Origin of the sequence: Micromonospora sp. NPDC049559, from assembly GCF_040676675.1 — a bacterium.
In the GTDB taxonomy this organism is placed as follows: domain Bacteria; phylum Actinomycetota; class Actinomycetes; order Mycobacteriales; family Micromonosporaceae; genus JBFAPK01.
This window is the reverse complement of the sequence record NZ_JBFAPK010000053.1, coordinates 35,843-58,891: the sequence shown is the minus strand read 5'-3', so window position 1 is coordinate 58,891 and position 23,049 is coordinate 35,843. Positions and strand designations below refer to the sequence as shown.

The window sequence follows — 23,049 nt, the reverse complement described above, 5'->3', positions numbered from 1 at the left end:
GCCGCGTCCAGGAACTTCGTGGTGGCGTACTCGACGTTCATGATTTGCTCCCGCGTGCCCCAGCCCTGGCTCGGGCGCAGACCACCGCCACCCCCGGTGGCGTCCCGCGGCAGGCCGCGGAGCTTGCCCCGGACGTCGCCGGGGCCGAACCGGTACGGGTGCCCGAGCAGTTGACCGTCGAGTCGGTCCGCTGGCACCAGGGGCGGCTGCTGGTGCTCTTCGAGGGGGTCTACGACCGGGACCTCGCCGAGGTGCTGCGTGGCACCCTGCTCTGCGTGGACAGCGCCGACGTGGCCCCGCCCAGCGACCCGGACGAGTTCCTCGACCACCAGTTGGTCGGTCTCACCGCGGTCACCCCGGCCGGCGAACCGCTGGGGGAGGTGGCCCGGATCGACCACGCGCCCGCCTCGGACCTGCTGGTCCTGCGCCGGCCCGAGGGGCGCACCGCGCTGATCCCGTTCGTCAAGGCGATCGTGCCCGAGGTCGACGTGCCGGGTGGCCGGGTCGTGGTCGACGCCCCGGAGGGGCTGCTCGACCTGTGAACCCCGAACAGACCGTGGACCGCGAACCTCCCGCCGGCCCCGCCGCCGGACTGCGCGTCGACATCGTCTCGATCTTCCCGGAGTACTTCGCGCCGCTGGAGTTGTCGCTGATCGGCAAGGCCCGGGCGACCGGGGCGCTGGAGCTGGCCGTACACGACCTGCGGCGCTGGACGCACGACGTGCACCGTACGGTCGACGACACCCCGTACGGCGGCGGCCCGGGAATGGTCATGCGGCCCGAGCCGTGGGGCGAGGCGCTCGACGCGCTCGTCCCGCCCGCCGCCGCGACCCCGCCGCCACGGCTGCTGGTGCCGAGCCCGGTCGGGACGCGCTTCACCCAGGCGCTCGCGCACGAGCTGGCCGCCGAGTCGCACCTGGTCTTCGCCTGCGGCCGGTACGAGGGGATCGACCAGCGGGTGCTGGACCACGCGGCCACCCGGATGCCGGTGACCGAGGTCTCGCTCGGCGACTACGTGCTCTTCGGCGGCGAGGTCGCCGTCATCGTGATCCTGGAGGCGGTGACCCGGCTCCTGCCGGGTGTGCTCGGCAACGCCGACTCGCTCGCGGAGGAGTCGCACGCGCACGGGCTGCTGGAGGCGCCGGTCTACACGAAGCCGCCGAGCTGGCGCGGGCTGGACGTACCGGAGGTCCTGCGCTCCGGCGACCACGGCCGGATCGCCCGGTGGCGGCGGGACGAGGCGCTGCTGCGCACGGCCCGGCGGCGTCCGGACATGCTCGCGGCGCTGTCGCCGGCGACGCTCGACCGGCGCGACATCGCCACGCTCGACGGGGCCGGATTTCAGGTCGACACCGGCGATATGGCAAAGTAGGGGGGTTGCCGCAGTCGCCCGCGCCGCGAGCGGCTGCGAGGATCCCCGGAACGGCCGCGACGGTGCGACCCGTCCTGACCGTGGCTGGAGATCAGAATCACCCACCCGCGCCCCGAACTCCGGTGCGCCGCGAGCCCTACGAGGATGCAGCGATGAACACCCTGGACGCGCTTGACGCCCAGTCGCAGCGGACCGACATCCCCGACTTCCGCGCCGGTGACACCGTGAAGGTGCACGCGCGGGTCGTCGAGGGAAACCGGTCCCGGGTCCAGATCTTCCAGGGCGTCGTGATCCGGCGTCAGGGCGGTGGCCTGCGGGAGACCTTCTCGGTCCGCAAGGTCAGCTTTGGCGTCGGCGTCGAGCGGACCTACCCGGTCAACAGCCCGGCGATCGACCGGCTCGAGGTCGTCACCCGCGGTGACGTCCGCCGGGCCAAGCTCTACTACCTGCGCGAGCTGCGCGGCAAGAAGGCCAAGATCAAGGAGAAGCGCGAGAAGCAGGCGAGCTGAGCTCGGCTTCCCCGCTGAGATCGATCTCGGGGTGCCGTCCCGACCGGCGGCGCCCTACTCTGGTCCCACGGAGAGACGGGACACGAGACGTTGGTCGTGACCGTCGCCGTGGCGACGTGAGATGCGCGCACGCTGCCGCTCGGGTGGGCCCCACCGGGACCGCCCGGGCGGTAGCGGCGTATCTCGGGACCGGGGGGATGCGTGGTACGCAGCGTGGATGAAGAGGAAGACGTCGAGCCCTGGCGCCGCCGGGTCCGCCGGATCCGCAAGCCGATGCCGCTCTGGCAGGAGTTGCCGCTCCTGCTCGTGGTCGCCTTCTGCCTCGCGGTCCTGATCCGCACCTTCCTGCTCCAGGCGTTCTTCATCCCGTCGGGTTCGATGGAGGACACCCTGTTGATCGGCGACCGGGTGCTGGTCAACAAGATGATCTACAACGTGCGCGACCCCAAGCGCGGCGAGGTCGTCGTCTTCCGCGGTACCGACCGGTGGGCGCCGCAGCTCGCGACCGAACCGGACCCGGGTCTCCTCGCCAAGGTGGGGCGCACCGTCGGGGACCTGGTCGGTGTCAGCCGCCCCGGGGAGAAGGACTTCATCAAGCGGGTCATCGGCGTACCGGGCGACCACGTGAAGTGCTGCGACGAGCAGGGCCGGGTCACCGTCAACGGGGTCGCGCTGGACGAGTCGTCGTACGTGCTGCAGGACTCGCCGCTCGACCTGCCGCCGAACCCGCGGGAGTGCCGCTCCCGCCGCTTCGACGAGGTCGTGGTTCCGCCGGGCCAGATCTTCGTGATGGGCGACCACCGGCTGGTCTCGCAGGACGCCCGCTGCCAGGGGCCGGTGCCGATCGACAACGTGATCGGCCGGGCCTTCGTCATCGTCTGGCCGTACGCCCGGTGGTCCTCGCTGCCGGTCCCGTCGACCTTCGACAACCTGCCGCGCGCCGTGGCGGCGCCGGCACCCGGTGGCGCCACCCCACCGGTGAACTCGGATACCTCGGGAGGTATGGCCCTTGTTGTGCCAATTCTGGGGGGTCTACTCACGACCGCGCGTTCCGGACGACCGGGCGCAGGCCGGCATCGTAGGCTCGATCCGTGATTGACGAGCAGACTGACAAGCCGAAACCGCGGAGTTCGTTCTGGCGGGAACTCCCGGTCCTGCTGGGCGTGGCGATCCTCGTCGCGGTCCTGGTACGCGCCTTCGTCTTGCAGACCTTCTACATCCCGTCGGAATCGATGCAGCACACCCTCGAGATCTACGACCGGGTGCTCGTCAACAAGCTGGTCTACGACTTCCGCGCCCCGCACCGGGGCGAGGTCATCGTCTTCAAGGCGCCGCGCGAGTGGAGCGGGAACCCCAACGGCGAGGACTTCATCAAGCGGGTGATCGGCGTCGGGGGCGACCGGGTGGTCTGCTGCGACGCCCAGGAGCGGATCATGGTGAACGGCCACCCGCTCGACGAGCCCTACATCTTCAGCCAGAACGGGGTCCGCGATCCCGCCGCCGACGAGGAGTTCGACATCACCGTTCCGGCCGGGCGGATCTGGGTGATGGGCGACCACCGGTCCGCCTCGGGCGACTCGTTGGAGCACTGGGAGCAGAGCGAGAACATCACCCTGGCCACGATCTCGGAGGACTCGGTGGTGGGCCGGGCCTTCACCGTCTTCTGGCCCGTCAACCGGGCCAAGTGGCTCTCCGTACCGTCGACCTACGACGCGGTACCCAAGCCGCAGGGCTGACCGGGCCGGTAGCCGATGTCGCTGACCCGCCCCGAACCCGGCACGGTCTTCACCGCGCGGCAGGCCGCCCGGGTGCTCCTCGTCGACGGCGCGGACCGGGTGCTGCTGTTCCACGGCTTCGACCCGGCCCGGCCCGCGCACCGCTACTGGTTCACGCCCGGCGGCGGCCTCGACCCGGGGGAGACGCCGGCGGCGGGGGCGGCCCGCGAACTGGCCGAGGAGACCGGCCTGCGGGTGGCGCCCGAGGCGCTGGGCGCGATGGTCTGGCGCGAACTGGTGGAGTACCCGTTCGACGGCCACTGGTACCGCCAGGAGCAGGACTTCTTCCTACTGCGGGTGCCGAGCTGGGAGGTCGACACCGCCGGCTTCGACCAGGTCGAGCGGGACACCACCGACGGCCACCGCTGGTGGTCGGCCGAGGAGCTGGAGGCGACGCGGGAGCGCTTCTACCCGCGCGAGTTGCCGGCGCTGCTGCGCCGGGCATTGGGAGGCGAGGCGGCGTGCTGACCCCACCCCGGACCGTGGTCCGCCGCGAGGGCGGCCTGTACGCGCTGGAACGGGCGCTGCAGCGGCGCGGCTTCCGCCACGTGGCGGGCGCCGACGAGGCCGGCCGCGGGGCCTGCGCCGGTCCGCTGGTCGCCGCCGCGGCGATCCTCCCGGAGGGGCGGCGCGGCGAGATCGAGGGGCTCACCGACTCGAAGCTGCTCACCCCGGCCGCCCGGGAGCGGATCTACGCCGACGTCGTCGCGCGGGCGCTCGCGTACGCGGTGGTGGTGATCCCGGCCGGCGAGGTGGACGCGCGCGGGCTGCACGTCTGCAACCTCTTGGCGATGCGGCGGGCGCTCGCCTCGTTGACGACCCGACCCGAGTACGTGCTGACGGACGGCTTCGGGGTCGACGGGCTCGGCGTACCGGGGCTCGCGGTCTGGAAGGGCGACCAGGTCGCCGCCTGCGTCGCCGCGGCCAGCGTGCTCGCCAAGGTCACCCGGGACCGGCTGATGGTCGAGCTGGACGGCCGGTTCCCGCAGTACGGCTTCGCCGAGCACAAGGGGTACATCACGGCGGACCACACCGCCGCGCTGGAGCGTCACGGTCCGTGCGCGGAGCATCGCTTCTCGTACGTCAACGTGGCGGCCGTCTCGGGCCGTGCCGGCCGCCCACCGCGCGCCCGGCGACCGATGGGCACGGACGGCGTCGAGCCGATGGAGCGCTCGGCCCCGTCAGGGGGTACCGTCGGCGTGGCGTTGGACGAGCAGCCTCGGCTGCCCGCGCCCGTGGGGGAAGATGTGGCCATGGAAGGCGGAGTGCGATGAGCGCGGAAGATCTCGAAAAGTACGAGACCGAGATGGAGCTGCAGCTCTACCGGGAGTACCGCGACATCGTCCGCCAGTTCTCGTACGTGGTGGAGACGGAGCGGCGGTTCTACCTGGCCAACCAGGTGGACCTGCACGTGCGCAACTCGGACGGCGAGGTGTATTTCGAGGTCGAGATGCACGACGCCTGGGTGTGGGACATGTACCGTCCGGCCCGTTTCGTCAAGAATGTCAGGGTCATGACGTTCAAGGACGTCAACGTCGAGGAGTTGGAAAAGCCGGAAATCTCGCTTCCGGCGGACTCTGGATTCGGCGGCTGAGCCTCCCCGTGCGGGTGCCGGCCGGTTGAGCGGCCCACCCGCCCCAGCCCGCCGGTCACCCCGCGAGAACCGCGACCTCCACGCGCTGCACCAGATCGTTGGCCGACCCGCCCCGGTTCCCCGGCTGCTCCACCGGCCGCGTACGCCCGCGGTGTCGGTGGTCCGCGCGCTGAGCGGGTAGCGCCCCGGCGCCCGGCCCGGTACTCACGGCCGCCCGCGCCGGCGGTCCCGCCCTGCCTCGCGCCGGGGTCTCCGTCCGGCTTCGCGCTGGCGGGTCGGGCACCCGCCGGACGCTGTGCTGTCCCGACCTGCGTCGCCGCGAGAGCACGGGACCACCCATAGCAGATCGACGGGCGGTTTGCGGCGTTGTCCACAGCCGGTCCGCTCGTCCACAGGCCGCGCCGCTCGCGGTTGTTCCGGGTGCTCTTGGCCGGAAGGCTCTGCGGCCATGACGAGAGAGCGGACCCGCGCCGGGTCGATCATTGCCGCCGGGCTGGTGGCCGTGCTGCCGCTGCCAAGTGGCGCGGCACCGCCGCCGGCCGCCGCCTCGCCCGTCGTGCTGCTCCCGGAGCCGTCCCGGCTCGGTGCGGCGGGGCTCGCCGCCGTCCCGGCCGGTCCGGCCGGCCGGCGGTTCCGCTACCCGCTCGCGGGCGCGCCCCGCCCGGTACGCCGGTTCGCCCCGCCGCCGCAGCCGTGGCTGCCCGGTCACCGGGGCGTCGATCTCGCTGCCGTCCCGGGCGCCGAGGTACGAGCCGCCGGCGCCGGCGTGGTGCACTTCGCCGGTACCGTCGCCGGCCGCCCGGTGGTCAGTGTGGCCCACCCCGGCGGGCTGCGGACCACCTACGAGCCGGTCCGGCCGGTGGTGCGTGCGGGCGACCCGGTGGCGGCCGGTGACCCGCTCGGCGTGCTCCTCGCCGGCCACCCCGGTTGCCCGGCCGCCGCCTGCCTGCACTGGGGACTGCGGCGCGGCGAGGAGTACCTCGACCCGATGGCGCTGCTCGGGCCCGGTCGGGTACGCCTGCTGCCGGTCGTCCCGGCAAGCGCCCGATCCCGCCCCGGCGACTTCCGGTTCCGTGGCAGCGCGCTCCCGGTCGGCGAAGGTGGGACCGTGCCCGGCGTGGACTCAGCCCCGGCCGGCGAGCAGGGCCGGCAGGCGACGGGCGAGTTGCTCGTACTCGCCGGCGTGGTTGTAGACCTGCCCGCTGAGCCGCAACCAGGCGCGTCCCTGCCAGAAGCTGGTCTGCACCTCCGCGGCGAGCTTGTCACCGATCTCCAGCTTGAGGGCGACGACGTCGTCGAAGGTGGTCGCGGCCCGAGGAGGCAGCGGGACGACCCGCATGGCGACCCCGGGGCCGGGGTCCGGCAGCTCGTCGGGGCTCACCCCGAGCGCCTCGCCGACCACCCGCTGCCCGTACGCGGCGAGGGCGGCGTTGTGCGTCCGGACCCGCTCCAACCCGAGGGTGCGCAGCGTGAAGAGGCCGACCGGGGCCGCGAGCCAGGTGCTGTAGTCCAGCGTCGCCCGGTACTCGACGTTGAGCGGGAAGCCCGAGGGCTGCTCCCACGAGACGGCGAGCGGTTCGATCCGCTCCCGCCACGGCGGGGCCACGACCAGAACGGCGGTACCGCGCGGGGCGTACCCCCACTTGTGCAGGTTGCCGACCCAGAAGTCGGCGCCGATCTCGTCGACCGACACCGGCAGCATCCCGGGCACGTGCGCGGCGTCGACCAGCAGCGTCACCCCGGCCGCGCGGGCGACGGCGGCGACCGCGCCGACCGGGAGCAGCCGCGCGGTCAGCGAGCTGATCTGGTCGACGATGAGCAGCCGGGTCCGGCCCGGGCGCAGCCCGGCCCGGATGATCTCGACGATCTCCTCGTCGGTGGCGCGCGGCGGCAACGGCAGGGTCCGCGCGACCGCCCCGGTGCGGCGGCACTCGCGTTCGACGGCGAGCGAGACCGCCCCGTAGCCCAGATCGGTGCCGAGGATCTCGTCGCCCGCGCCCAGGCCGATCGACTGCAGCACGACCGCCACCCCGCTGGTGGTGTTGTCGACCAGAGCGGTGCCGTCCGGATCGGCGCCGAGGAAGCCGGCGAGGTGCCGGCGGGTGTGGACGATCCGGTCCGTCAGACCCCGGGTGAAGAAGCGCAGGGGATTGGCCTCGATCTCGTCGCGCAGCCGCTGCTGGGCCCGCTGGACCGGGATCGGCACCGCCCCGAAGGATCCGTGGTTCAGGTGGCTCACCGCGGGATCGAGCGAGAAGAGCAGCCGAGCACCGGGGATCGGTTCGGGCGGTGTCGGCTGCGCTCGGCTCACCACATGATCGTACGAGCCGTTTCGCGCCTGGTGGACCTCCGTGCAAACAGATCGACCGGTACGGGCGGCGTTCCGCGGGACGTGGCGGAGCGCGCCCTACGCCCGCGGGTGGGCCTGCCGGTAGGCGGCGCGCAGTCGCTCCATCGAGACGTGGGTGTAGATCTGGGTGCTCGACAGCGAGGCGTGCCCCAGCAGTTCCTGCACCGCCCGCAGGTCGGCGCCGCCCTCCAGCAGGTGGGTGGCGGCCGAGTGGCGCAGCCCGTGTGGACTCGTCCGGGGCAGTCCGGCGGCACGGGCGTAACCGTTGACGATGCGGCGCGCCATGGTGGGCTGGAGCCGCCCGCCGCGCGCCCCGAGCAGCAGCGCCTGCCCGCTGCCGGTGCCGGCCAGCGCGGGGCGGCCCGACCGCAGCCAGCCGTCCAGGGCCCGCTGCGCCGGGACGCCGTACGGGACCGAGCGCTCCTTGCCGCCCTTGCCGAGGACCCTGACCACGCGACGGCCGTGATCCACGTCGGCGAGGTCGAGGCCGCAGAGCTCGCTGACCCGTACGCCCGTGGCGTAGAGGAGTTCCAGCAGCACGCGGTCGCGCCACACCAGCGGGTCCGGCTCCGTGCCGGGCGCGCCGACCAACTCGGCCGCCTGGTCGGCGCGGAGCACCGTGGGCAGCTCACGATGCGCCTTCGGGCTGGCCAGCGACGCGGCGACGTCGGTGGGGAGCAGGCCGGACCGGTGCGCCCAGGCGCTGAAGGTACGGGCCGAGGCGGCGCGCCGGGCCAGCGTGGTGCGGGCCGCGCCGAGCGTACGGAGCCGCGCCAGCCAACTGCGCAGCGTGGCGAGGTCCAGCTCGCCCGGCGCCCGGGCCCCCATCCGCACGGCATGGTCGAGCAGCGAGACGAGGTCGCCGACGTACGCCCGCACGGTGTGTGCGGAGCGGTTCTCGACCCGGGAGAGGTGCCGGGCGAACTCGTCCACCGCGTCGCGCATCGGCGGCGGCAGGGCCTCGTGCATCGCCTGGGTACCGCGGGAGTTCCGGCTCATCGGCTCCGACGCTCGGCGGTACGACGGCTCGCGTCAAGCCGCCGCGCCGGCCTGATCCTTCGCGTTCTGGACCCGGCTGATGATGTCATGCAGCGGCTTGGTGCCGCTGCCGACCATCACGCCGGTCACGATGCCGTCGACCCAGACCGGCAGCCCGTTCCAGCCCTCGCCCGCGATGGCGTGCAGGATGTAGAAGCCGCCGGCGGTGGAGGCGAGCGTGGCCACGGCGGTGGCGATGCCCCAGGCGACGATGGTGCGGTTGCCGCGCGCCCGCTCGACGCGCGCCTTGGCCTCGGCCACGGCGGCGAGGTCCTGCTGCGTCGGGTGCGGCTTACGGTTGACCAGTTCCGCGATCGACCGCTCCAGCGCGGCCTCGGTGCGCCGTCCGGGAAGCCAGCGCGAGAACGGCTCCAGGATCCGCTCGACCGCGGCGGCGAAGACGACGAGCACTCCGAAGACCGCCGTCGTGTCCGGCGGCTGGATCTTCGCGGCCGCGCCGCCGCTGCTCCAGATCGCCCAGGAACCGGCGCCGGCCGCCGCGATCAGGGCGAAGGCGGCGATCACCGCGCCGAGGCTGGCGGGGGGCGTGGGCGCCGCGGCGGCCTCACCCGCCGGGCCGGCCTCACCGCCGGTCGTCGCGGTGCCCGCGTCCTCCCCGCCGGAACCCCCGCCGACCCCGTTGGCCGTCGCGCCTGCGGCAGACTGCCCGGAGTACACGGTGGCCCGGCCGGCGGCGGGTGCGGACGAACCATCCACATCGGAGCCGAAGCTCGACCGCGCGGCCACCGTGCTCACCGCGCTCGTGACCAGCTGTTCCGCCTGTCCCAGCAGGGAGTTTCGCCGTACCAGAGCCATGACCGTCCCTATCGTGTGTTCCCGGAGCTCGCCGACGCGAGCGGTGGTACGAAAACGAGAGATGGCGCGAGAAGCCGTGCGAAGGCTACAGCCCGGACAAAGGGCACGGGCCGGGGGGCGGCGGCCGGTCCGGCACGCGGATCCAGATCGGACGGGGCGATCGAGGCCGGGAAGTTAACAATCGAAATATGCAGGAAACTCGACTCGCTCGTTGCCCGTAACGCGTCGCGCGAAGACTCGGCGTCCCAACGATCTTCAGGAGGGACGATGAGCGGTGAGACGCAATCCGCTGTGAGCCGGCGCGGCTTCCTGCGGGCCGTGGGCGCGAGCGGCGGCGCCGGCGCTCTGTTCGCCACCATGGGCGCCCTGGGCCTGGCACCGACCGCGGCCGCGACGCCGGCGCCCGCCTTCCGCGCGCCGCAGCGCTCCGACTTCTCCCTCACCGGTCGCGCCGGTGCCTCGGTGGTGATCCTCGGCGGCGGCATCGCCGGGCTCGCCGCCGCCTACGAGCTGGGCAAGGCGGGCTACGACTGCACGATCCTGGAGGCGCGCGGACGCGCCGGCGGCCGCAACTTCACGGTACGGGGAGGCACCGCCGAGACCGACCTCGACGGGCGTACCCAGCGAGCGCGCTTCTCCGACGGCATCTACCTCAACGCCGGCCCGGCCCGCCTGGCACAGTGGATGGTCACCCTCGACTACTGCCGGGAGCTCGGGGTGCCGATCGAGGTCTTCACCAACGCCAACGCGGACGCCCGGATCTACAACGAGTCGACCGGCATGACCTCGGCCCAGCGCTACCGCACCGCCAAGGCCGACGTGTACGGCTACGTCTCCGAGCTGCTCGCCAAGGCGACCGACCAGGGGGCGCTCGACGCGCAGCTCACCGCCGAGGACAAGGAGCGGCTGCTCGCCTTCCTGCAGAACTTCGGTGCCATCGGTGGCCGCACCCAGGGCTGGGCCTACACCGGCACGAACCGCCGCGGCTACCTCGGCTATCCGGGCGCCGGCAACGAGGTCGGCGTTCCGCTGGCCGGGCCACCGTCGCTGTCCGACGTCTTCGCCAGCAACGTCGGCCGGTACTTCTCGTTCGAACTCGGCTACGACCAGGCCATGTTGATGTTCCAGCCGGTGGGCGGCATGGACCAGATCCCCCGGGCGCTCACCAGGGCGATCGGCGGCCACCGCGTCAAGCTAGGCGCCGAGGTCACCGGCGTCACCGACCGGGGCGCGCGGGTCGAGGTCAGGTACCGGCAGGACGGGCGGGAGCGGATGATCCGCGCCGACTACTGCATTGCCACGCTGCCGCCGCACCTGATGGCCCGGGTTCCGCACAACCTCGGTACCCCCGTCACGGCGGCGCTGGCCAGCTTCCCGGTCACCGCCTCCGGCAAGATCGGTCTGGAGTACAAACGGCGCTGGTGGGAGACCGACGAGCGGATCTACGGCGGCATCACGGAGACCGACCTCGACCTCGCCCACATCTGGTACCCGTCGTACGGCTTCCACGGCGAGCGTGGCCTCGTCGTCGGGTACTACAACACGGGCGCCAACGCGCGGGCCTACAGCGCGCTCACCCACGCCGAGCGCGAGGCCCGGGCGGTCGCGCAGGGAGTCAAGATCCACGGCGAGAAGTACCGTACCGAGCTGGCCACCTCGTTCTCGCACGCGTGGGACCGCACCCGTTACCTGGAGGGTGCGTGGACCTCGCCGCAGTACGGATCCGCCGGATACAACCTGCTGCTCCAGCCGGCCGGCCGGGTCTACTTCGCCGGTGACTGGCTCAGCCACGAGGTGGCCTGGCAGCACGGCGCCTTCGTGTCCGCCCGTTCCGTGGTGACCGCGCTGCACGCCCGGGTGCTGTCGGCCTGATCCGCCTCAGTCCTCGGTAGCGCCCAGCGCGGGCGGCGTCGGCCGGGCGTCGACGACCTCGACGTGCCGGAGCCCGCCGGACTCGCTGATGTGGCGGAACCAGGCGGCGCAGGCGGGCACCGTGTCGACCAACCGGGCGGCCTCCTCGGCCTCCGCCCGGCTCCGCCAGACCAGGATGTCGAGCCAACCGCCGTCGTCCTCACGGGTGAGGTACGCGGCGAGGCAGGCGGGGAAGCGGCTTCGCAACGCGTCGATCATCGCCGGCCGTTCGGCGAGTAGTCGCTGCTCCGCCCCCTCGTGGATGCGGAACCGGGCAAGCTCGATCGTCATCGTCACGGTCGGGGACCGTAACCGGTGCGGCCGACATTCCGCCGCCGGGGTCGGCTCGGCGGCGGGTGGTCGGCTCGGCGGCGGGCGGTCGCAGCGGCAGCCCGTTCGCGTCGCCGTCGGCACGGCTTTGGATCGGTTCGGGTCATCGCCGGCATGGGCCTACGGGTCGGCGTGCGCGGGCAGCAGGTGCCGTACCGCCGGCTGGCCGTCGGCCAGCGCGTACGCCCGCGCCTCGGCGGCCCGGTCGTCGGCGGTCAGCCGCCCGCCGTGCTGGCGCAGGTGCTCGTCCCAGGTGGGGAGCTGGTAGACCTCGACCAGCCGGTCGGCGGACTCGCCCTCGCGGAACAGCCCCCACCGCACCGCCCCGGTCCGCTGTCGGGACGCGCGCACCTGCTCCATCGCGGTGACGAACTCCTCCCGGTGCTCGGGCCGGACCGTGTAGGAGACGATCACCACCACCGGGCCGACGCTGGGATCGGGCTCGTGCGCGAGCCGCAGGTCGGGCCAGTACGTCGCCGGGTCCCGCTCGACCGCGCGCATGTCCGGCAGGGGCCAGAGCCGTACCGTCAACGCGCCGGCGGTCATCAGGATCGCGGCGGCGACGTGGGTCACGACCAGGCCGACCGCGTCGGCGACGATGCCCCAGATCAACGCGCCGATCGCCTGCCCACCGGCGAAGACGACCTGGTAGACGGCGAGCCCGCGGGCGCGTACCCAGCCCGGCAGGAAGAGCTGGATCTCGGCGTTGACGTTGGACAGCACCGTCACCCAGGCCAGGCCGGCCGCTACCAGCACCACCAGCACGATGGCCTCGTTGCGTACCACCCCGACGACGAGCAGCACCACGCCGTAGACCAGCCCGGTGGCGAGCAGGAACCGGTTCGGTGGCAGGTACGTCCGGACCAGCGGCAGCACCAGCCCGCCGGCGATCGCGCCGACCCCGAGCGCGGCGAGCAGCACGCCGTAGCCGCCCGAGCCGAGGCCGAGCCGCTTGTTGGCGATCAGCGGCAGCAGCGCCCACAGGGCGCTGCCGGGCACCAGGAAGAGCACCGAGCGGAGCAGCAACCGGCGCACGATCGGCGAGTGGCGTACGTACCGGCCACCGGCCCGCAACGCGGCGGTGAAGCGCTCCGGCACCTCGACCGCCCGGGAGGTGCCCGGACGCCAGCGCCAGAGCGTGAGCGCGAAGAGCACGAAGGTGATGGTGTTGAGCGCGAAGACCACCGCCGCTCCGGTCTGCGCGATCAGCACACCGGCGATGGCGGGGCCGACCGAGCGGGCGGCGTTGACGCTGATCGAGCCGAGCGCGGCGGCGGACTGCAGGTGGGTACGGGGAACCAGGTCCGGAATGACGGCGGCCCAGGCCGGCAGGGTCAGCGCCTGACCGACCCCGAAGGCGAAGGTCAGGGTCAGCAGCAGGGCCGGCGGCATGTGCCCGGTCGCCGTGAGCAGCGTCAGGGCGACGCCGACGGCGACGATGAAGCACTGGACGTAGATCAGCAGGTGCCGCCGGTCGAAGGTGTCGGCGAGCGCGCCCGCGGGGAGCGCGAGCAGCAGGATGGGCAGGTTGCTCGCGGTCTGCACCAGGGCGACCAGCGTGGACGCGTTCGCGTCGTTGACCAGCAACCACTGGGCGCCGACGGTCTGCATCCAGGTACCGATGTTCGCCCCGAGCAGGGCCAGCCAGAGGCTGCGGTACGCGGCGAAGCGCAGTGGCGCCCACGCCGAGGGGGGCGGCTCGGCGTCGGCAGGTCCGGCGCTTACCATCGCCCGTCGGCGCGCAGCACCTTTTGCCCGGAGACGTAGAGGTCGTCGGAGCTCAGCAGGAGCAGCCGCACGACCTCGGCGGCGACCTGTTCGGGCAGCGCGTACACCTCGTCGAGGAACTGGTCGCCGGTGCGCTCCTGCAGTCGCGTCGGCATCGGGCCGGGATGGATCTCCATGATCTTGATGCTGTTGGTGCCCTGTGCCTCGGCCAGGGATTCGACCAGGCTGGTGCCGAAGCTCTTCGTCGCGCGGTAGATCGGGATACCGGGCCGCGGCACCTCGGTGGCGAGCGCGCTGACGTACACGATGTTGCCGTACCCTTGGCGGTGCATCTGGATCAGCGCCTCGCGCAGCAGCAGCGCGGTGCCGAGCACGTTCACCTGGATGGCCATGGTGATCATCTCGGGGGTGAGTTCGTCCAGGTGCCCGCCGGCCCAGCGGGCGGCGCAGTGGGCCAGGCCGTCGATCTTCCCGTGGCGGGCGACGATCCCGTCGAGGGCGTCGCGCACCTGCTCGGGCTGGGACACGTCGCAGACGACGCCGTCGCAGCCCAACTCCTCGCGGACCGCGTCGACCTCCTGGGCGACGTTGCCGAGCACGACCACCCGGTTGTCGGGCGCGAGCATCCGCGCCACCTGGTACCCGAGACCGCTGGTACCGCCGTCCACCACGAATGTCCTGGCGCTCATGTAGATGCAGCTCCTTCGCCGGGAGACCCGAGCGGGTTCGTCACCGGTGGGAGCGGCGACCCGCTGTGCCGGTACCCAGCCTCCTGTCGGAAATCCCCTCTCAAGGAGGTTGTCACCTGTGCCGTCCCCGTGGGCCGGGATCGGCCAATCAGCCCGGCCGGCCCCTCGATCCGGGCATCAGCAGGGGCCGGAGCGGCGAGAGGGCCGTTCCCGCGCGTCACCGGCGGCTTTTCCCCTGGTCAACGGCCATTGAACGGTGCCCGGTGGCCCGGGTCGGTACCGTCAGCCGGCCGGGTCGGCGGCGTGCGGGTGGTCCGGCGTCCGGCGCGGTTGCGGGAGGATGTCCGGTACGGGCCAGCGGCTCCGACGTCCCCGGCAGAGGCGCCGACGCGGTGCCGGCGGAGAGGAGAGACCGTGAAGTACATGATCATGCTGTACGGCTCGCAGCGGGACTACGAGATGCTCGGTGGCCAGCCCGGTGACGGACCGGGCTGGTCCGCCGAGGACGCCGAGGCGCTGCACGAGTTCATGCGGGCCTGGAACCAGGAGCTGGTCGAGTCCGGGGAGTTCGTGGACGCCCAGGGGTTGACCGCCCCGGCCCACGCCCGCCGGATCGAGCTGCGCGACGGCGTGCCGGTCGTGACCGACGGCCCGTACGCGGAGACCCAGGAGGTGCTGGCCGGCTACACCCTCGTGGAGTGCGAGAGCTTCGATCGGGCGACCGAGATCGCGGCCCGCCTCGCGAAGACCCCGCGCCCGAAGGGTGCGGTGTTGGAGCGCGAGTGGTACGTCGACGTGCGCCCGGTCGCCTCCGGCGCGGCCGACCTGGACGTCTGATCTTTGACGGCGATCGGCGCGGAGACCGAGGACCTGCTGCGCCGGCTGGCGCCGCGGGTCCTCGGCGCGCTGGTGCGCCGGTACGGGCACTTCGACGCCGCCGAGGACGCCACCCAGGAGGCGCTGCTCGCGGCGGTCACCCGGTGGCCGCGCGAGGGCCTCCCGGAGAACCCGGGGGGCTGGCTGATCACGGTGGCCGCCCGGCGGCTGACCGACCTGCTCCGCAGCGAGCAGGCCCGGCGGCGCCGGGAGCGGACGGTGGCGAGCTGGGCGCTGCCCGAGCAGTGGCTCGCGCCGGCCGCCGACGGCCCGGCGCGGGAGTCCGACGACAGCCTGATCCTGCTCTTCATGTGCTGCCATCCCGCCCTGCCGGTGGCCGGGCAGATCGCACTCACCCTGCGCGCGGTGGGAGGGCTCACGACGGGCGAGATCGCCCGCGCGTTCCTGGTGCCGGAGGCGACGATGACCCGGCGGATCAGCCGGGCCAAGCAGCGGATCAGGGAAAGCGGCATCGCGTTCCGCCTGCCCTCGGACCCGGACCGCGCCGCCCGGCTCGGCGCGGTCCTGCACGTGCTCTACCTGATCTTCAACGAGGGGTACGCCAGCACCTCCGGCCCGCTGTTGCGGCGCGCCGAACTCTCCACCGAGGCGATCCGGCTGACCCGGATGCTGCACCGGCTGCTGCCCGGCGACGGCGAGGTGACCGGCCTGCTCGCCCTCATGCTGCTCACCGACGCCCGCCGGGCGGCCCGGACCGGGCCGAACGGGGAGCTGGTCCCGATGGCCGAGCAGGACCGGAGCCGCTGGGACGCCGACCAGATCGCGGAGGGCGTGGCGCTGATCACCGAAGCGCTGCCGCGCCGGGCGCCCGGGCCGTACCAGTTGCAGGCCGCGATCGCCGCGATCCACGACGAGGCGCCGAACGCCGAGGCGACCGACTGGCCGCAGATCGTGGCGCTGTACGAGCTGCTGCTGCGGATCTCCGACAACCCGGTGGTGGCGTTGAACCACGCGGTCGCGGTCGCGATGGCGTACGGGCCTCGGGCGGGCCTCGACCTGCTCGGCAAGATCGAGCTTGACGCGCGGATCGCGGGGGACCACCGGCGGTACGCCGTCCGCGCACACCTGTTGGAGTTGGCGGGCGACCCGACGGCGGCCCGGGAGTCGTACCGGGAGGCGGCCCGTCGGGCGACGAGCCTGCCGCAACGGCGCTACCTGTACGGCCGCGCGGACCGGCTCGGCGACGAGGGCTGACGCCGGCTGGCCGTACCGCCGGGATTCCCTCCTCCCGGCGGGCCCGGTCACCGCCACCGGCCCGTGGCCACCCCTGGATGTGACGCGGGTCATGAGGTCTTCGTGAAGATCATTGCCTCGCCGGGCGGTTAGCCTAGGGGCCCTAGGATATGGCCAAGACGACCGAGGATGGGAATGCCACGGCAGGGTCTGACGAGTGAGCGGGTTCTGGCTGCCGCGATCGAGCTGGCGGACTCGGTCGGGTTGTCCCGGCTGACCATCGCGGCCGTCGCGCGGCACTTCGGCGTCGCCGACGCCAGCCTCTACGTGCACGTCCGCAGCCGGGACGCGTTGATCGAGCAGATCGCGGTCCGGGCGGCGGCCGTGTTCAGCGACCGGTTGGCGCTCGCGGTGGCCGGCCGGGCCGGCAAGGAGGCCCTCGTCGCGTTCGCCGACGCGTACCGGGCGTTCGCCGTGACGCATCCGGGGCAGTACGCCGCGACCCAGCTGCAACTGCCCCCGGAGGTCGGCACGAACTCGGCCGGTCACCTGCGCCTGATCGAGCTGAGCTACGCGATGCTGCGCGGGTACGGGCTCGTCGAGCCGGACCTGACCAACGCCCTGCGCTTCGTACGCAGCACCCTGCACGGCTTTGCCCATCTGGAGAGCGTCGAGGGGTTCGGGCATCCCCGTGACCTCGACGAGTCGTGGCGCCAGGTCCTCGACGCGGTGCACACCGCCCTGACCAACTGGCCCAGCGAGACGGGGGATTGAACGATGACCAAGCATGGGAGCCGCGACCAGGAGATCGTCTCCGCGGACGGTACGCGTCTGGTGATCCGACGGGTGGGCTCCGGTGATCCGGTCCTGCTCCTGCACGGCTCCGGTGGCGGGCTGCACTCCTGGGCCGCCGTCGCCGACCTGCTCGCCGACGACCACGAGCTGTGGCTGCTGGCCCGCCGGGGGTACGGCCCCAGCGACGTCCCGCCCGGACCCAAGTCCTTCGCCGACGAGGTGGGCGACCTGCGCGCCGTCCTCGCGGCGATCCGCGGGCCCTCGGGCCGGCGGGTGCATCTCGTCGGGGCCTCCTACGGGGCCATCCTGGCGCTGCACACCGCCGCCGCGAACCTGCCGGAACTGCGCTCGCTGGCCGTCTTCGAGGCGCCCTTCTTCGCGGCCGGGGAACGCGTCCTCCCCCTGCTCGACCGGTACCGGGACGCCCTCGGGCGCGGGGACAGCCGGGCGGCGACCGCGGTGCTGAACGAGCTGACCCTGACGCCGGCCGAAATCATCGCCCGGTTCGAGGCGGCGATGGCCGGCCGGGAGCCCGACCCCGCCGAGCAGCGGCGGTCCGGGATCGGCTGGCTGCACGACCTCGAAGCGCTCGCCGCGGACAGCACGGAGACCGCCCGGTGGTCGTCGATCACCCTGCCGACGCTGATCATGCAGGGCGCCGAGACCTGGGAGCCGATGCCCAGCACGATGGAGGGTCTCGCCAAGGCGATCCCGCACGCCCGCCGGGTCGTCTGGGAGGGGCAGACGCATTTCGTGACCTCGACGGCACCCGGGCTCGTGGCCGACGCCCTGCGCGAGTTCTTCGCGGAGGTCCCGGCCTGAGCCCCTACGCATGTTCGGCCCGGTCCCGTGGGCGGGGCGGCAGGACGTACCCGCCGTCGCGGCGGGCGAGCAGCCCGAGCTGTTCGAGCAGGGAGAGCTTGCGCAGCGCGGTACGGATGTCGAGCCCGGCGCGGGCCGCGAGCGCGTCCGGGCTGTTGCCGCCGCGCCGGCTCACCGATTCGAGGATCAGCGCCGCGTCGTCGTCGAGCAGGTCGTGGGGGCGCTGCGGGCCGCGCGCCGGCGGGGCGAGGTCGGTGCCGATCCGGCCGACCTCTTCGAGGATGTGCGGGACGCCGGTGACCAGGCGGGCCCGCGGGTGCTCGCGGAGCAGTTCGTGCGACCCGACCGACATGGCGGAGGTGACCGGTCCGGGAACCACCATCGCGGGCCGGCCGAGGGCGAGCGCCCGCCCGAGCGTCTGGGTGGCGCCGCTGCGGGCGGCGGCCTCGACCAGGGTCGTGCCGCAGGTCGCGGCGGCGATCACCCGGTTGCGGATCAGGAAGCGGTGGCGGAGCGGATCGGCGCCGGGCATCCACTCGCTGACCAACAGCCCGGTCTCGGCGATCCGGTCGAAGAGCGCCGTGTTGCCGACGGGGTAGGGCCGGTCCACGCCGCAGGCGAGCACGGCGATGGTCAGCCCGTCGGCGCTCAGCGCGCCCCGGTGCGCGGCCGCGTCGATGCCGTACGCGCCGCCGGAGACGACGGTCCAGCCCCGGTCGGCCAACCCGTACCCGATCTCGCTGCCCACGTGCAGTCCGTACGGGGTGGCCGCCCGCGCGCCGACCACCGCCACCGAGCGCTCCAGCGCCTCGGCCAACGGCCACGACCCGCGCGCCCAGAGGCAGAGCGGTGGGGCGATCTCCAGGTCGACCCTGCGCTCGGTGCCGCCCCGCGCCAGCCGTTCCAGGTCGCGTACCCGGTGCGGCCACTCGTCGTCCCCGGGCGTCACGAGCCGGGCGCCGACCCGTTCGGTCTGCTCCAGCGCGCGCTCGGCGACCTCGCGCGGGTTCCCGGCCGCCAGCCGTGCCCGTACCGCCTCGCGCAGCCGCGCGTCGGCCACCTCCCCGTCGAGCAGCCGGTGCAGCGCCTCGACCGGGCCGGCGCGACCGACCAGCCGGTGCACCGCCCGGGTGCCGGGCTCGGTGAGCCAGGTCAGCCCGACCCGGGCCAGCCGGTCCTCCTCGGCGGCGGTGCGTCCCTCGGCCGGCGCCGGGGTGCCACCCGTGGTTCCGTCGCTCATGATTCCTCCCCGGTACGTAGTTGGGTCGCCTCGTGCACGTCGTCCCGGTCGGGCCGGTCCCGGCCGTCCAGATCGGCGATCGTCCAGGCCATCCGGACGATCCGGTCGAAGCCGCGGGCCGAGAGCGACCCGGTGTCGAGCCGCTCGCGCAGCCCCTTGGTGTCCCGTGGCGGCAGCCGCCACGGCGGCCGGCGCAGCTCCGGCCCGGGCACCTCGGCGTTGACCCGCCATCCCGCGTACCGCCAGCGGGCCGCCGCCGCGCCCCGGGCCCGCGCCACCCGCTCCGCCACCACCGCCGACGACTCGCTCGGCGCGTCGCTCGACATCAGCGCGGCGGCGTTCAGCGGGTCCAACCGGACCCGTACGTCGATGCGGTCCAACAGCGGCCCGGAGAGGCGCCCCAGGTAGCGGCGGCGGGCCAGGGGCGTGCACTCGCAGTGCTGGTCGCCCGAGGGCTTCGCGCAGGGGCACGGGTTGGCCGCCAGCACCAGCTGCACCCGGGCCGGGTACTCGGTGGTGCCCTTCGCCCGCGCCAGCACCACCCGGCCCTGCTCCAGCGGCTGACGCAGGGCGTCCAGCGCGACCCGGTGGAACTCGGGCACCTCGTCGAGGAAGAGCACCCCGCGGTGCGCCAGCGACACGGCGCCGGGGCGGGCCAGCCCGCTGCCGCCGCCGACCAGCGACGCCGCGGTGGCGCTGTGGTGCGGTGCCTGGAACGGCGGGCGGCGCAGCAGCGGCGCGCCCGGCGGCAGCAGCCCGGCGATGGAGTGCAGCGCGGTCACCTCCAGCGCCGTGTCGTCGTCCAGCTCGGGCAGGATGCCGGGGAGCCGCTCGGCCAGCATGGTCTTGCCGGCCCCGGGCGGTCCGATCAGCGCGAGGTGGTGGGCGCCGGCGGCGGCGACCTCCAGGGCGCGCCGGCCGAGGGGTTGGCCGGCGACGTCGGCGAGGTCGGGGGCGGGCGGCGGGACCCGCGGCGCCGGCGTGGGCGGGTCGAGCAGCGGGGTGCCGTCGCGGACGAAGGCGACGAGCCGGTGCAGGGAGTCGACGGCGCGGACCCGTACGCCGGGGACGATGGCGGCCTCGGCGGCGTTGTCGAGCGGGACGACGACGCGGTCGATGCCAGCGCGTACGGCGGCGGCGACCATGGGCAGTACGCCTCGCACGGGTCGTACCGCGCCGTCGAGGCCGAGTTCGCCGAGGAGCACGACTCCGTCGAGGGCGACCAGTGGTAGTTCGCCGGCGCCGCCGAGTAGGGCGGCGGCGATGGCGAGGTCGAAGGCGGAGCCGTGTTTGGGCAGGGTGGCGGGGAGCAGGTTGACGGTGATTCTGCGGTTGGGCCAGCGTTGGCCGGAGTTGACGACGGCGGCGCGTACCCGGTCGCGGGCTTCGTTGAGGGCGGTGTCGGGCAGGCCGGAGAGGACGACGGCGGGTAGGCCGGGGGAGAGGTCGGCCTCGACCTCGACGAGGTGTCCGGTCACTCCGACGAGGCCTACGCAGAGCACCTTCGCGTAGCTCATCGGGGGGACCGGACCGTCGCCGGGGCTGCGGTTCCTGGAGGCCGAGGGGCTGGTGGAGCCGGAACTGCGGTTCGCATGGCATCGACCGTGCCCCGAAGGCACAGGAGCGCGCCGGCCGGAATCCGTCGGCTGTGGACAACCGGACGGCCTGTGGGAAACGCCCGCGAAGCGGATCGATCTGCTATGCGCCGTCCGTCACGTCGGCGCCCCCGTACCGGCACGTCCGCGCCGGTCACCCGGGATCGCGACCGGCCGGACGTGCCGGTCAGCGCGGGTCGCCGCCGGCCGTGGCGGCGTCGCTGCGCAGGTACGTCAGCACGGCCAGCACGCGGCGGTTCGTGTCGTCGGTCGGGGGCAGGTCGAGCTTGGCGAGGATGTTGCCGACGTGCTTGCCGACGGCCGCCTCGGAGACGACGAGCAGCCGGGCGATGGCCGCGTTCGAGTGGCCCTCGGCGACGAGCGCGAGCACCTCCCGTTCCCGGGCCGAGAGCCGGGCCAGCGGATCGGCGCGGCGGCGCAGCAGCTGGCGTACCACCTGCGGGTCGACGACCGTGCCGCCGCCGACGACCTGGCGCAGCGCGGCGACGAACTCCGCCACGTCGACGACCCGGTCCTTGAGCAGGTACCCGATGCCGCGCCCGTCGCCGGAGTCGAGCAACTCGGCGGCGTAGCTCTGCTGGACGTACTGGCTGAGCGCCACCACCGCGAGCCCGGGGTGGACCCGGCGCAGCTCCACGGCGGCGCGCAGCCCCTCGTCGGTGAAGCCGGGCGGCATCCGGATATCGGTCACCACCAGGTCCGGCCCGTGCTCGGCGACGGCGGCGCGCAGGGCCTCGGCGTCGCCGACCGCGGCGACGACCTGGAACCCGAACCGGGCCAGCAGGCCGGCGAGGCCCTCCCGCAGCAGCACACCGTCCTCGGCGAGGACCACCCGGATGGGGTTCACCTCCGGCCGCATGGCAACTCCACCCGTAGCAGGGTCGGGCCGCCGACCGGGCTGGACAGGAACATCCTGCCGTCGACCACCGCCACCCGGTCGGCCAGCCCGGTCAGCCCGCTGCCGCGCGCCGGCTCGGCGCCGCCGCGACCGTCGTCGACGACCTCGACGGTCAACAGGTCGCCCTCCCGGCGGGCGGTCACCGTCGCGGCCGTGGCGCCGCTGTGCTTCGCCGCGTTGGTGAGCGCCTCGGCGACCACGAAGTACGCCGTCGTCTCCACCTGCTCCGGCGCCCGCTCCGGCAGCTCGGCCACCACCCGTACCGTCACCGTCGACCGGTCGGCCAGTTCGCGCAGCGCGGCCGGCAGCCCGAGGTCGGCCAGGGTCCGGGGACGGATCCCGTCGATCAGCTCCCGCAGCTCCGCCATGAGCTGCTTGGCCTGCTCGTGTGCGCCGGCCACGGCCTCGTTCGCGGGCGAGTCGGGCGGCAGGTCCAGCCGGGCCAGGCCGAGCTGGAGGGTGAGGCTGACCAGCCGCTGCTGGGCGCCGTCGTGCAGGTCCCGCTCGATGCGGCGGCGTTCGGCGTCGAAGGCGTCCACCAGGCGTACCCGGGACCGGGACACCTCGACCAGCTCCGCGCGGAGCCGCTCGTCGGGGCCCGCGTGCAGCAGCGCCCGGGCCAGCTCGGCGTGCGCCCCCGCGGCCAGGGCCAGCAGGTACGGCACCGTGGGTAGCAGCACCAGGCCGACCAGCGCGTACGGGACCGCCGCACCGGCGCTCGTGACCTGGTCCGGGCCGACCGAGATCGGCCCGTCCGCGCTGCCGGCCAGCACCGGGCTCGCCAGCAGCACCCCGATGACCAGCAGCACCGCGCAGACGACGCCGTAGAGCGCGGGTACGACGGTGGCGAGCAACCCGAGGTAGCCCAGCTCGGACCAGGTGGCCCGCTCGGTGTAACGGGTCCGCAACCAGGCCCAGAGCCCTGGTTCCGGTATCCGGCGGTGCCCGGACCGGGCCGGACGCTCGTCCACCAGCCGCAGCCGCCGGCGCTCCAGCGCGGCCACCGGCAACGCCACCAGCGGTCCGAACGCGGCGACCAGCACGACCCCGAAGAGCGCGAGGACGAGCAGGGTCACGGAGGGTGGCCGTTCCCCGCCGGTGACGGCCCGCCGCAGCAGGGCCGCCCACGGCAGTCCGACCAGCGCCACCGGCCCGGCCACGGCGAACGACAGCGGCGCGGTGGTCAGCAGGTAGCTCAGGGACCGCCACGGCCAGCCGGTGAGCGGGAACCGTTTCCGGGCGACCGATTCCAGCGCGGTACGCGGTTTCGAGTTGGACACGCCGGTCACGCTAGTTCGGCTCACCGATGGTGCCGATACGGCTGCGCGTAGTCCTCGGGTGGGCCTGGCCATACCGGGAGTGTCCACTTCTGCCGCCGCCGGCGCCGGCGGGATCGGTCACGGTATTGGAGGTGGGCAATACCGCTCCGTCCCGCCGTGACCTGCCGGGGTGGTCGCGGGTAAGCCAGCGGTAAGCCGCACCTGTTGTGCTGCTGG

At 73.8% G+C, this 23,049-nt stretch carries 22 protein-coding genes and 3 pseudogenes; 14 read left to right on the top strand and 11 right to left on the bottom strand.

Annotated elements, in window-relative coordinates; all coding sequences use genetic code 11:
• Nucleotides 1–197, bottom strand: a pseudogene (locus AB0J86_RS35955) (hypothetical protein); the annotation flags it as partial.
• On the opposite strand from AB0J86_RS35955, the pseudogene rimM reads away from it, so the two are divergent.
• From rimM to AB0J86_RS35910, 9 genes and pseudogenes are all read left to right on the top strand, one after another.
• Nucleotides 156–542: pseudogene (gene rimM / locus AB0J86_RS35950) on the top strand (ribosome maturation factor RimM); the annotation flags it as partial. The pseudogenes AB0J86_RS35955 and rimM overlap by 42 nt on opposite strands.
• Nucleotides 543–592: 50 nt before the next feature.
• Nucleotides 593–1,372 carry a tRNA (guanosine(37)-N1)-methyltransferase TrmD gene (trmD, locus tag AB0J86_RS35945; protein WP_363862347.1) on the top strand — a complete coding sequence of 260 codons (780 nt, stop codon included), beginning with the start codon at nucleotides 593–595 and terminating at the stop codon, nucleotides 1,370–1,372.
• A 152-nt stretch (nucleotides 1,373–1,524) separates the two neighbouring features.
• Nucleotides 1,525–1,881, top strand: coding sequence for a 50S ribosomal protein L19 (gene rplS / locus AB0J86_RS35940; RefSeq protein WP_363862335.1), 357 nt, complete (start codon nucleotides 1,525–1,527; stop codon nucleotides 1,879–1,881).
• Between the two features lie 201 nt (nucleotides 1,882–2,082).
• Entirely contained in the window at nucleotides 2,083–2,976 is an 894-nt protein-coding gene (gene lepB / locus AB0J86_RS35935; protein ID WP_363862332.1) for a signal peptidase I, read from the top strand.
• Nucleotides 2,973–3,617: a signal peptidase I gene (lepB, locus tag AB0J86_RS35930; protein ID WP_363862329.1), complete on the top strand. Its 645-nt coding sequence runs from the start codon at nucleotides 2,973–2,975 to the stop codon at nucleotides 3,615–3,617. The genes lepB (AB0J86_RS35935) and lepB (AB0J86_RS35930) overlap by 4 nt, the downstream gene beginning before the upstream one ends.
• A gap of 15 nt (nucleotides 3,618–3,632) precedes the next feature.
• Nucleotides 3,633–4,124, top strand: a complete 492-nt coding sequence (locus AB0J86_RS35925) for an NUDIX domain-containing protein (RefSeq protein ID WP_363862326.1) — start codon at nucleotides 3,633–3,635, stop codon at nucleotides 4,122–4,124.
• Nucleotides 4,118–4,930, top strand: coding sequence for a ribonuclease HII (locus AB0J86_RS35920; protein ID WP_363862323.1), 813 nt, complete (start codon nucleotides 4,118–4,120; stop codon nucleotides 4,928–4,930). Before AB0J86_RS35925 ends, AB0J86_RS35920 begins: the two co-directional genes overlap by 7 nt.
• The gene (locus AB0J86_RS35915) at nucleotides 4,927–5,250 is read left to right on the top strand and encodes a DUF2469 domain-containing protein (RefSeq protein WP_169598379.1); all 324 of its coding nucleotides are present in this window, start codon (nucleotides 4,927–4,929) and stop codon (nucleotides 5,248–5,250) included. The genes AB0J86_RS35920 and AB0J86_RS35915 overlap by 4 nt, the downstream gene beginning before the upstream one ends.
• Before the next feature lie 448 nt (nucleotides 5,251–5,698).
• A pseudogene (locus AB0J86_RS35910) lies at nucleotides 5,699–6,280 on the top strand (M23 family metallopeptidase); the annotation flags it as partial.
• A gap of 93 nt (nucleotides 6,281–6,373) precedes the next feature.
• On the opposite strand, the gene AB0J86_RS35905 reads toward AB0J86_RS35910, so the two are convergent.
• From AB0J86_RS35905 to AB0J86_RS35895, 3 genes are all read right to left on the bottom strand, one after another.
• The gene (locus AB0J86_RS35905; RefSeq protein WP_363862320.1) at nucleotides 6,374–7,561 is read right to left on the bottom strand and encodes an aminotransferase class V-fold PLP-dependent enzyme; all 1,188 of its coding nucleotides are present in this window, start codon (nucleotides 7,559–7,561) and stop codon (nucleotides 6,374–6,376) included.
• 96 nt (nucleotides 7,562–7,657) lie between these two features.
• The gene (locus AB0J86_RS35900; protein WP_363862317.1) at nucleotides 7,658–8,599 is read right to left on the bottom strand and encodes a tyrosine recombinase XerC; all 942 of its coding nucleotides are present in this window, start codon (nucleotides 8,597–8,599) and stop codon (nucleotides 7,658–7,660) included.
• 33 nt (nucleotides 8,600–8,632) lie between these two features.
• Complete coding sequence (locus tag AB0J86_RS35895) at nucleotides 8,633–9,454, bottom strand: hypothetical protein (RefSeq protein ID WP_363862314.1); 822 nt, start codon at nucleotides 9,452–9,454, stop codon at nucleotides 8,633–8,635.
• Nucleotides 9,455–9,721: 267 nt separating this feature from the next.
• Here AB0J86_RS35895 and AB0J86_RS35890 point away from each other — a divergent pair, with 267 nt between their 5' ends.
• Nucleotides 9,722–11,326: an FAD-dependent oxidoreductase gene (locus AB0J86_RS35890; RefSeq protein ID WP_363862344.1), complete on the top strand. Its 1,605-nt coding sequence runs from the start codon at nucleotides 9,722–9,724 to the stop codon at nucleotides 11,324–11,326.
• A gap of 6 nt (nucleotides 11,327–11,332) precedes the next feature.
• On the opposite strand, the gene AB0J86_RS35885 is transcribed toward AB0J86_RS35890, so the two are convergent.
• The 3 genes from AB0J86_RS35885 to AB0J86_RS35875 form a co-directional block, all read right to left on the bottom strand.
• The gene (locus AB0J86_RS35885) at nucleotides 11,333–11,656 is read right to left on the bottom strand and encodes an antibiotic biosynthesis monooxygenase (protein WP_363862341.1); all 324 of its coding nucleotides are present in this window, start codon (nucleotides 11,654–11,656) and stop codon (nucleotides 11,333–11,335) included.
• Nucleotides 11,657–11,815: 159 nt separating this feature from the next.
• Entirely contained in the window at nucleotides 11,816–13,423 is a 1,608-nt protein-coding gene (locus tag AB0J86_RS35880; RefSeq protein WP_363862311.1) for an MFS transporter, read from the bottom strand.
• Nucleotides 13,417–14,112, bottom strand: coding sequence for an SDR family oxidoreductase (locus tag AB0J86_RS35875; RefSeq protein WP_363862308.1), 696 nt, complete (start codon nucleotides 14,110–14,112; stop codon nucleotides 13,417–13,419). Before AB0J86_RS35875 ends, AB0J86_RS35880 begins: the two co-directional genes overlap by 7 nt.
• A 423-nt stretch (nucleotides 14,113–14,535) precedes the next feature.
• On the opposite strand from AB0J86_RS35875, the gene AB0J86_RS35870 reads away from it, so the two are divergent.
• The 4 genes from AB0J86_RS35870 (at nucleotide 14,536) to AB0J86_RS35855 (ending at nucleotide 17,799) form a co-directional block, all read left to right on the top strand.
• The gene (locus AB0J86_RS35870; RefSeq protein WP_363862338.1) at nucleotides 14,536–14,949 is read left to right on the top strand and encodes a YciI family protein; all 414 of its coding nucleotides are present in this window, start codon (nucleotides 14,536–14,538) and stop codon (nucleotides 14,947–14,949) included.
• A 3-nt stretch (nucleotides 14,950–14,952) separates the two neighbouring features.
• Nucleotides 14,953–16,203, top strand: a complete 1,251-nt coding sequence (locus AB0J86_RS35865) for a sigma-70 family RNA polymerase sigma factor (RefSeq protein ID WP_363862305.1) — start codon at nucleotides 14,953–14,955, stop codon at nucleotides 16,201–16,203.
• Nucleotides 16,204–16,377: 174 nt separating this feature from the next.
• Entirely contained in the window at nucleotides 16,378–16,956 is a 579-nt protein-coding gene (locus tag AB0J86_RS35860; RefSeq protein WP_363862302.1) for a TetR/AcrR family transcriptional regulator, read from the top strand.
• Nucleotides 16,957–16,959: 3 nt separating this feature from the next.
• Nucleotides 16,960–17,799, top strand: coding sequence for an alpha/beta hydrolase (locus AB0J86_RS35855; protein WP_363862299.1), 840 nt, complete (start codon nucleotides 16,960–16,962; stop codon nucleotides 17,797–17,799).
• Nucleotides 17,800–17,803: 4 nt separating this feature from the next.
• Here the strand turns inward: AB0J86_RS35855 and AB0J86_RS35850 are convergent, their stop codons facing one another.
• The 4 genes from AB0J86_RS35850 to AB0J86_RS35835 all read right to left on the bottom strand — a co-directional run bounded on the left by AB0J86_RS35850 (nucleotide 17,804) and on the right by AB0J86_RS35835 (nucleotide 22,833).
• Nucleotides 17,804–19,039, bottom strand: coding sequence for a DNA-processing protein DprA (locus tag AB0J86_RS35850; protein ID WP_363862296.1), 1,236 nt, complete (start codon nucleotides 19,037–19,039; stop codon nucleotides 17,804–17,806).
• Nucleotides 19,036–20,556 carry a YifB family Mg chelatase-like AAA ATPase gene (locus tag AB0J86_RS35845; protein ID WP_363862293.1) on the bottom strand — a complete coding sequence of 507 codons (1,521 nt, stop codon included), beginning with the start codon at nucleotides 20,554–20,556 and terminating at the stop codon, nucleotides 19,036–19,038. The genes AB0J86_RS35850 and AB0J86_RS35845 overlap by 4 nt, the downstream gene beginning before the upstream one ends.
• A 265-nt stretch (nucleotides 20,557–20,821) precedes the next feature.
• Nucleotides 20,822–21,514: a response regulator transcription factor gene (locus tag AB0J86_RS35840; RefSeq protein ID WP_363862290.1), complete on the bottom strand. Its 693-nt coding sequence runs from the start codon at nucleotides 21,512–21,514 to the stop codon at nucleotides 20,822–20,824.
• Nucleotides 21,499–22,833: a sensor histidine kinase gene (locus tag AB0J86_RS35835; protein ID WP_363862283.1), complete on the bottom strand. Its 1,335-nt coding sequence runs from the start codon at nucleotides 22,831–22,833 to the stop codon at nucleotides 21,499–21,501. Before AB0J86_RS35835 ends, AB0J86_RS35840 begins: the two co-directional genes overlap by 16 nt.
• Nucleotides 22,834–23,049: the final 216 nt, after the last annotated feature.

Bases quoted from the DNA above. Each gene is read 5' to 3' on its own strand.
- AB0J86_RS35895 (WP_363862314.1), bottom strand. From the start codon at position 9,454: ATGGCTCTGGTACGGCGAAACTCCCTGCTGGGACAGGCGGAACAGCTG.
- AB0J86_RS35915 (WP_169598379.1), top strand. From the start codon at position 4,927: ATGAGCGCGGAAGATCTCGAAAAGTACGAGACCGAGATGGAGCTGCAG.
- AB0J86_RS35875 (WP_363862308.1), bottom strand. From the start codon at position 14,112: ATGAGCGCCAGGACATTCGTGGTGGACGGCGGTACCAGCGGTCTCGGG.
- AB0J86_RS35860 (WP_363862302.1), top strand. From the start codon at position 16,378: ATGCCACGGCAGGGTCTGACGAGTGAGCGGGTTCTGGCTGCCGCGATC.
- AB0J86_RS35900 (WP_363862317.1), bottom strand. From the start codon at position 8,599: ATGAGCCGGAACTCCCGCGGTACCCAGGCGATGCACGAGGCCCTGCCG.
- AB0J86_RS35880 (WP_363862311.1), bottom strand. From the start codon at position 13,423: ATGGTAAGCGCCGGACCTGCCGACGCCGAGCCGCCCCCCTCGGCGTGG.
- rplS (WP_363862335.1), top strand. From the start codon at position 1,525: ATGAACACCCTGGACGCGCTTGACGCCCAGTCGCAGCGGACCGACATC.
- AB0J86_RS35925 (WP_363862326.1), top strand. From the start codon at position 3,633: ATGTCGCTGACCCGCCCCGAACCCGGCACGGTCTTCACCGCGCGGCAG.
- AB0J86_RS35845 (WP_363862293.1), bottom strand. From the start codon at position 20,556: ATGAGCTACGCGAAGGTGCTCTGCGTAGGCCTCGTCGGAGTGACCGGA.
- AB0J86_RS35870 (WP_363862338.1), top strand. From the start codon at position 14,536: ATGATCATGCTGTACGGCTCGCAGCGGGACTACGAGATGCTCGGTGGC.
- AB0J86_RS35890 (WP_363862344.1), top strand. From the start codon at position 9,722: ATGAGCGGTGAGACGCAATCCGCTGTGAGCCGGCGCGGCTTCCTGCGG.
- AB0J86_RS35885 (WP_363862341.1), bottom strand. From the start codon at position 11,656: ATGACGATCGAGCTTGCCCGGTTCCGCATCCACGAGGGGGCGGAGCAG.
- AB0J86_RS35855 (WP_363862299.1), top strand. From the start codon at position 16,960: ATGACCAAGCATGGGAGCCGCGACCAGGAGATCGTCTCCGCGGACGGT.
- AB0J86_RS35850 (WP_363862296.1), bottom strand. From the start codon at position 19,039: ATGAGCGACGGAACCACGGGTGGCACCCCGGCGCCGGCCGAGGGACGC.
- AB0J86_RS35840 (WP_363862290.1), bottom strand. From the start codon at position 21,514: ATGCGGCCGGAGGTGAACCCCATCCGGGTGGTCCTCGCCGAGGACGGT.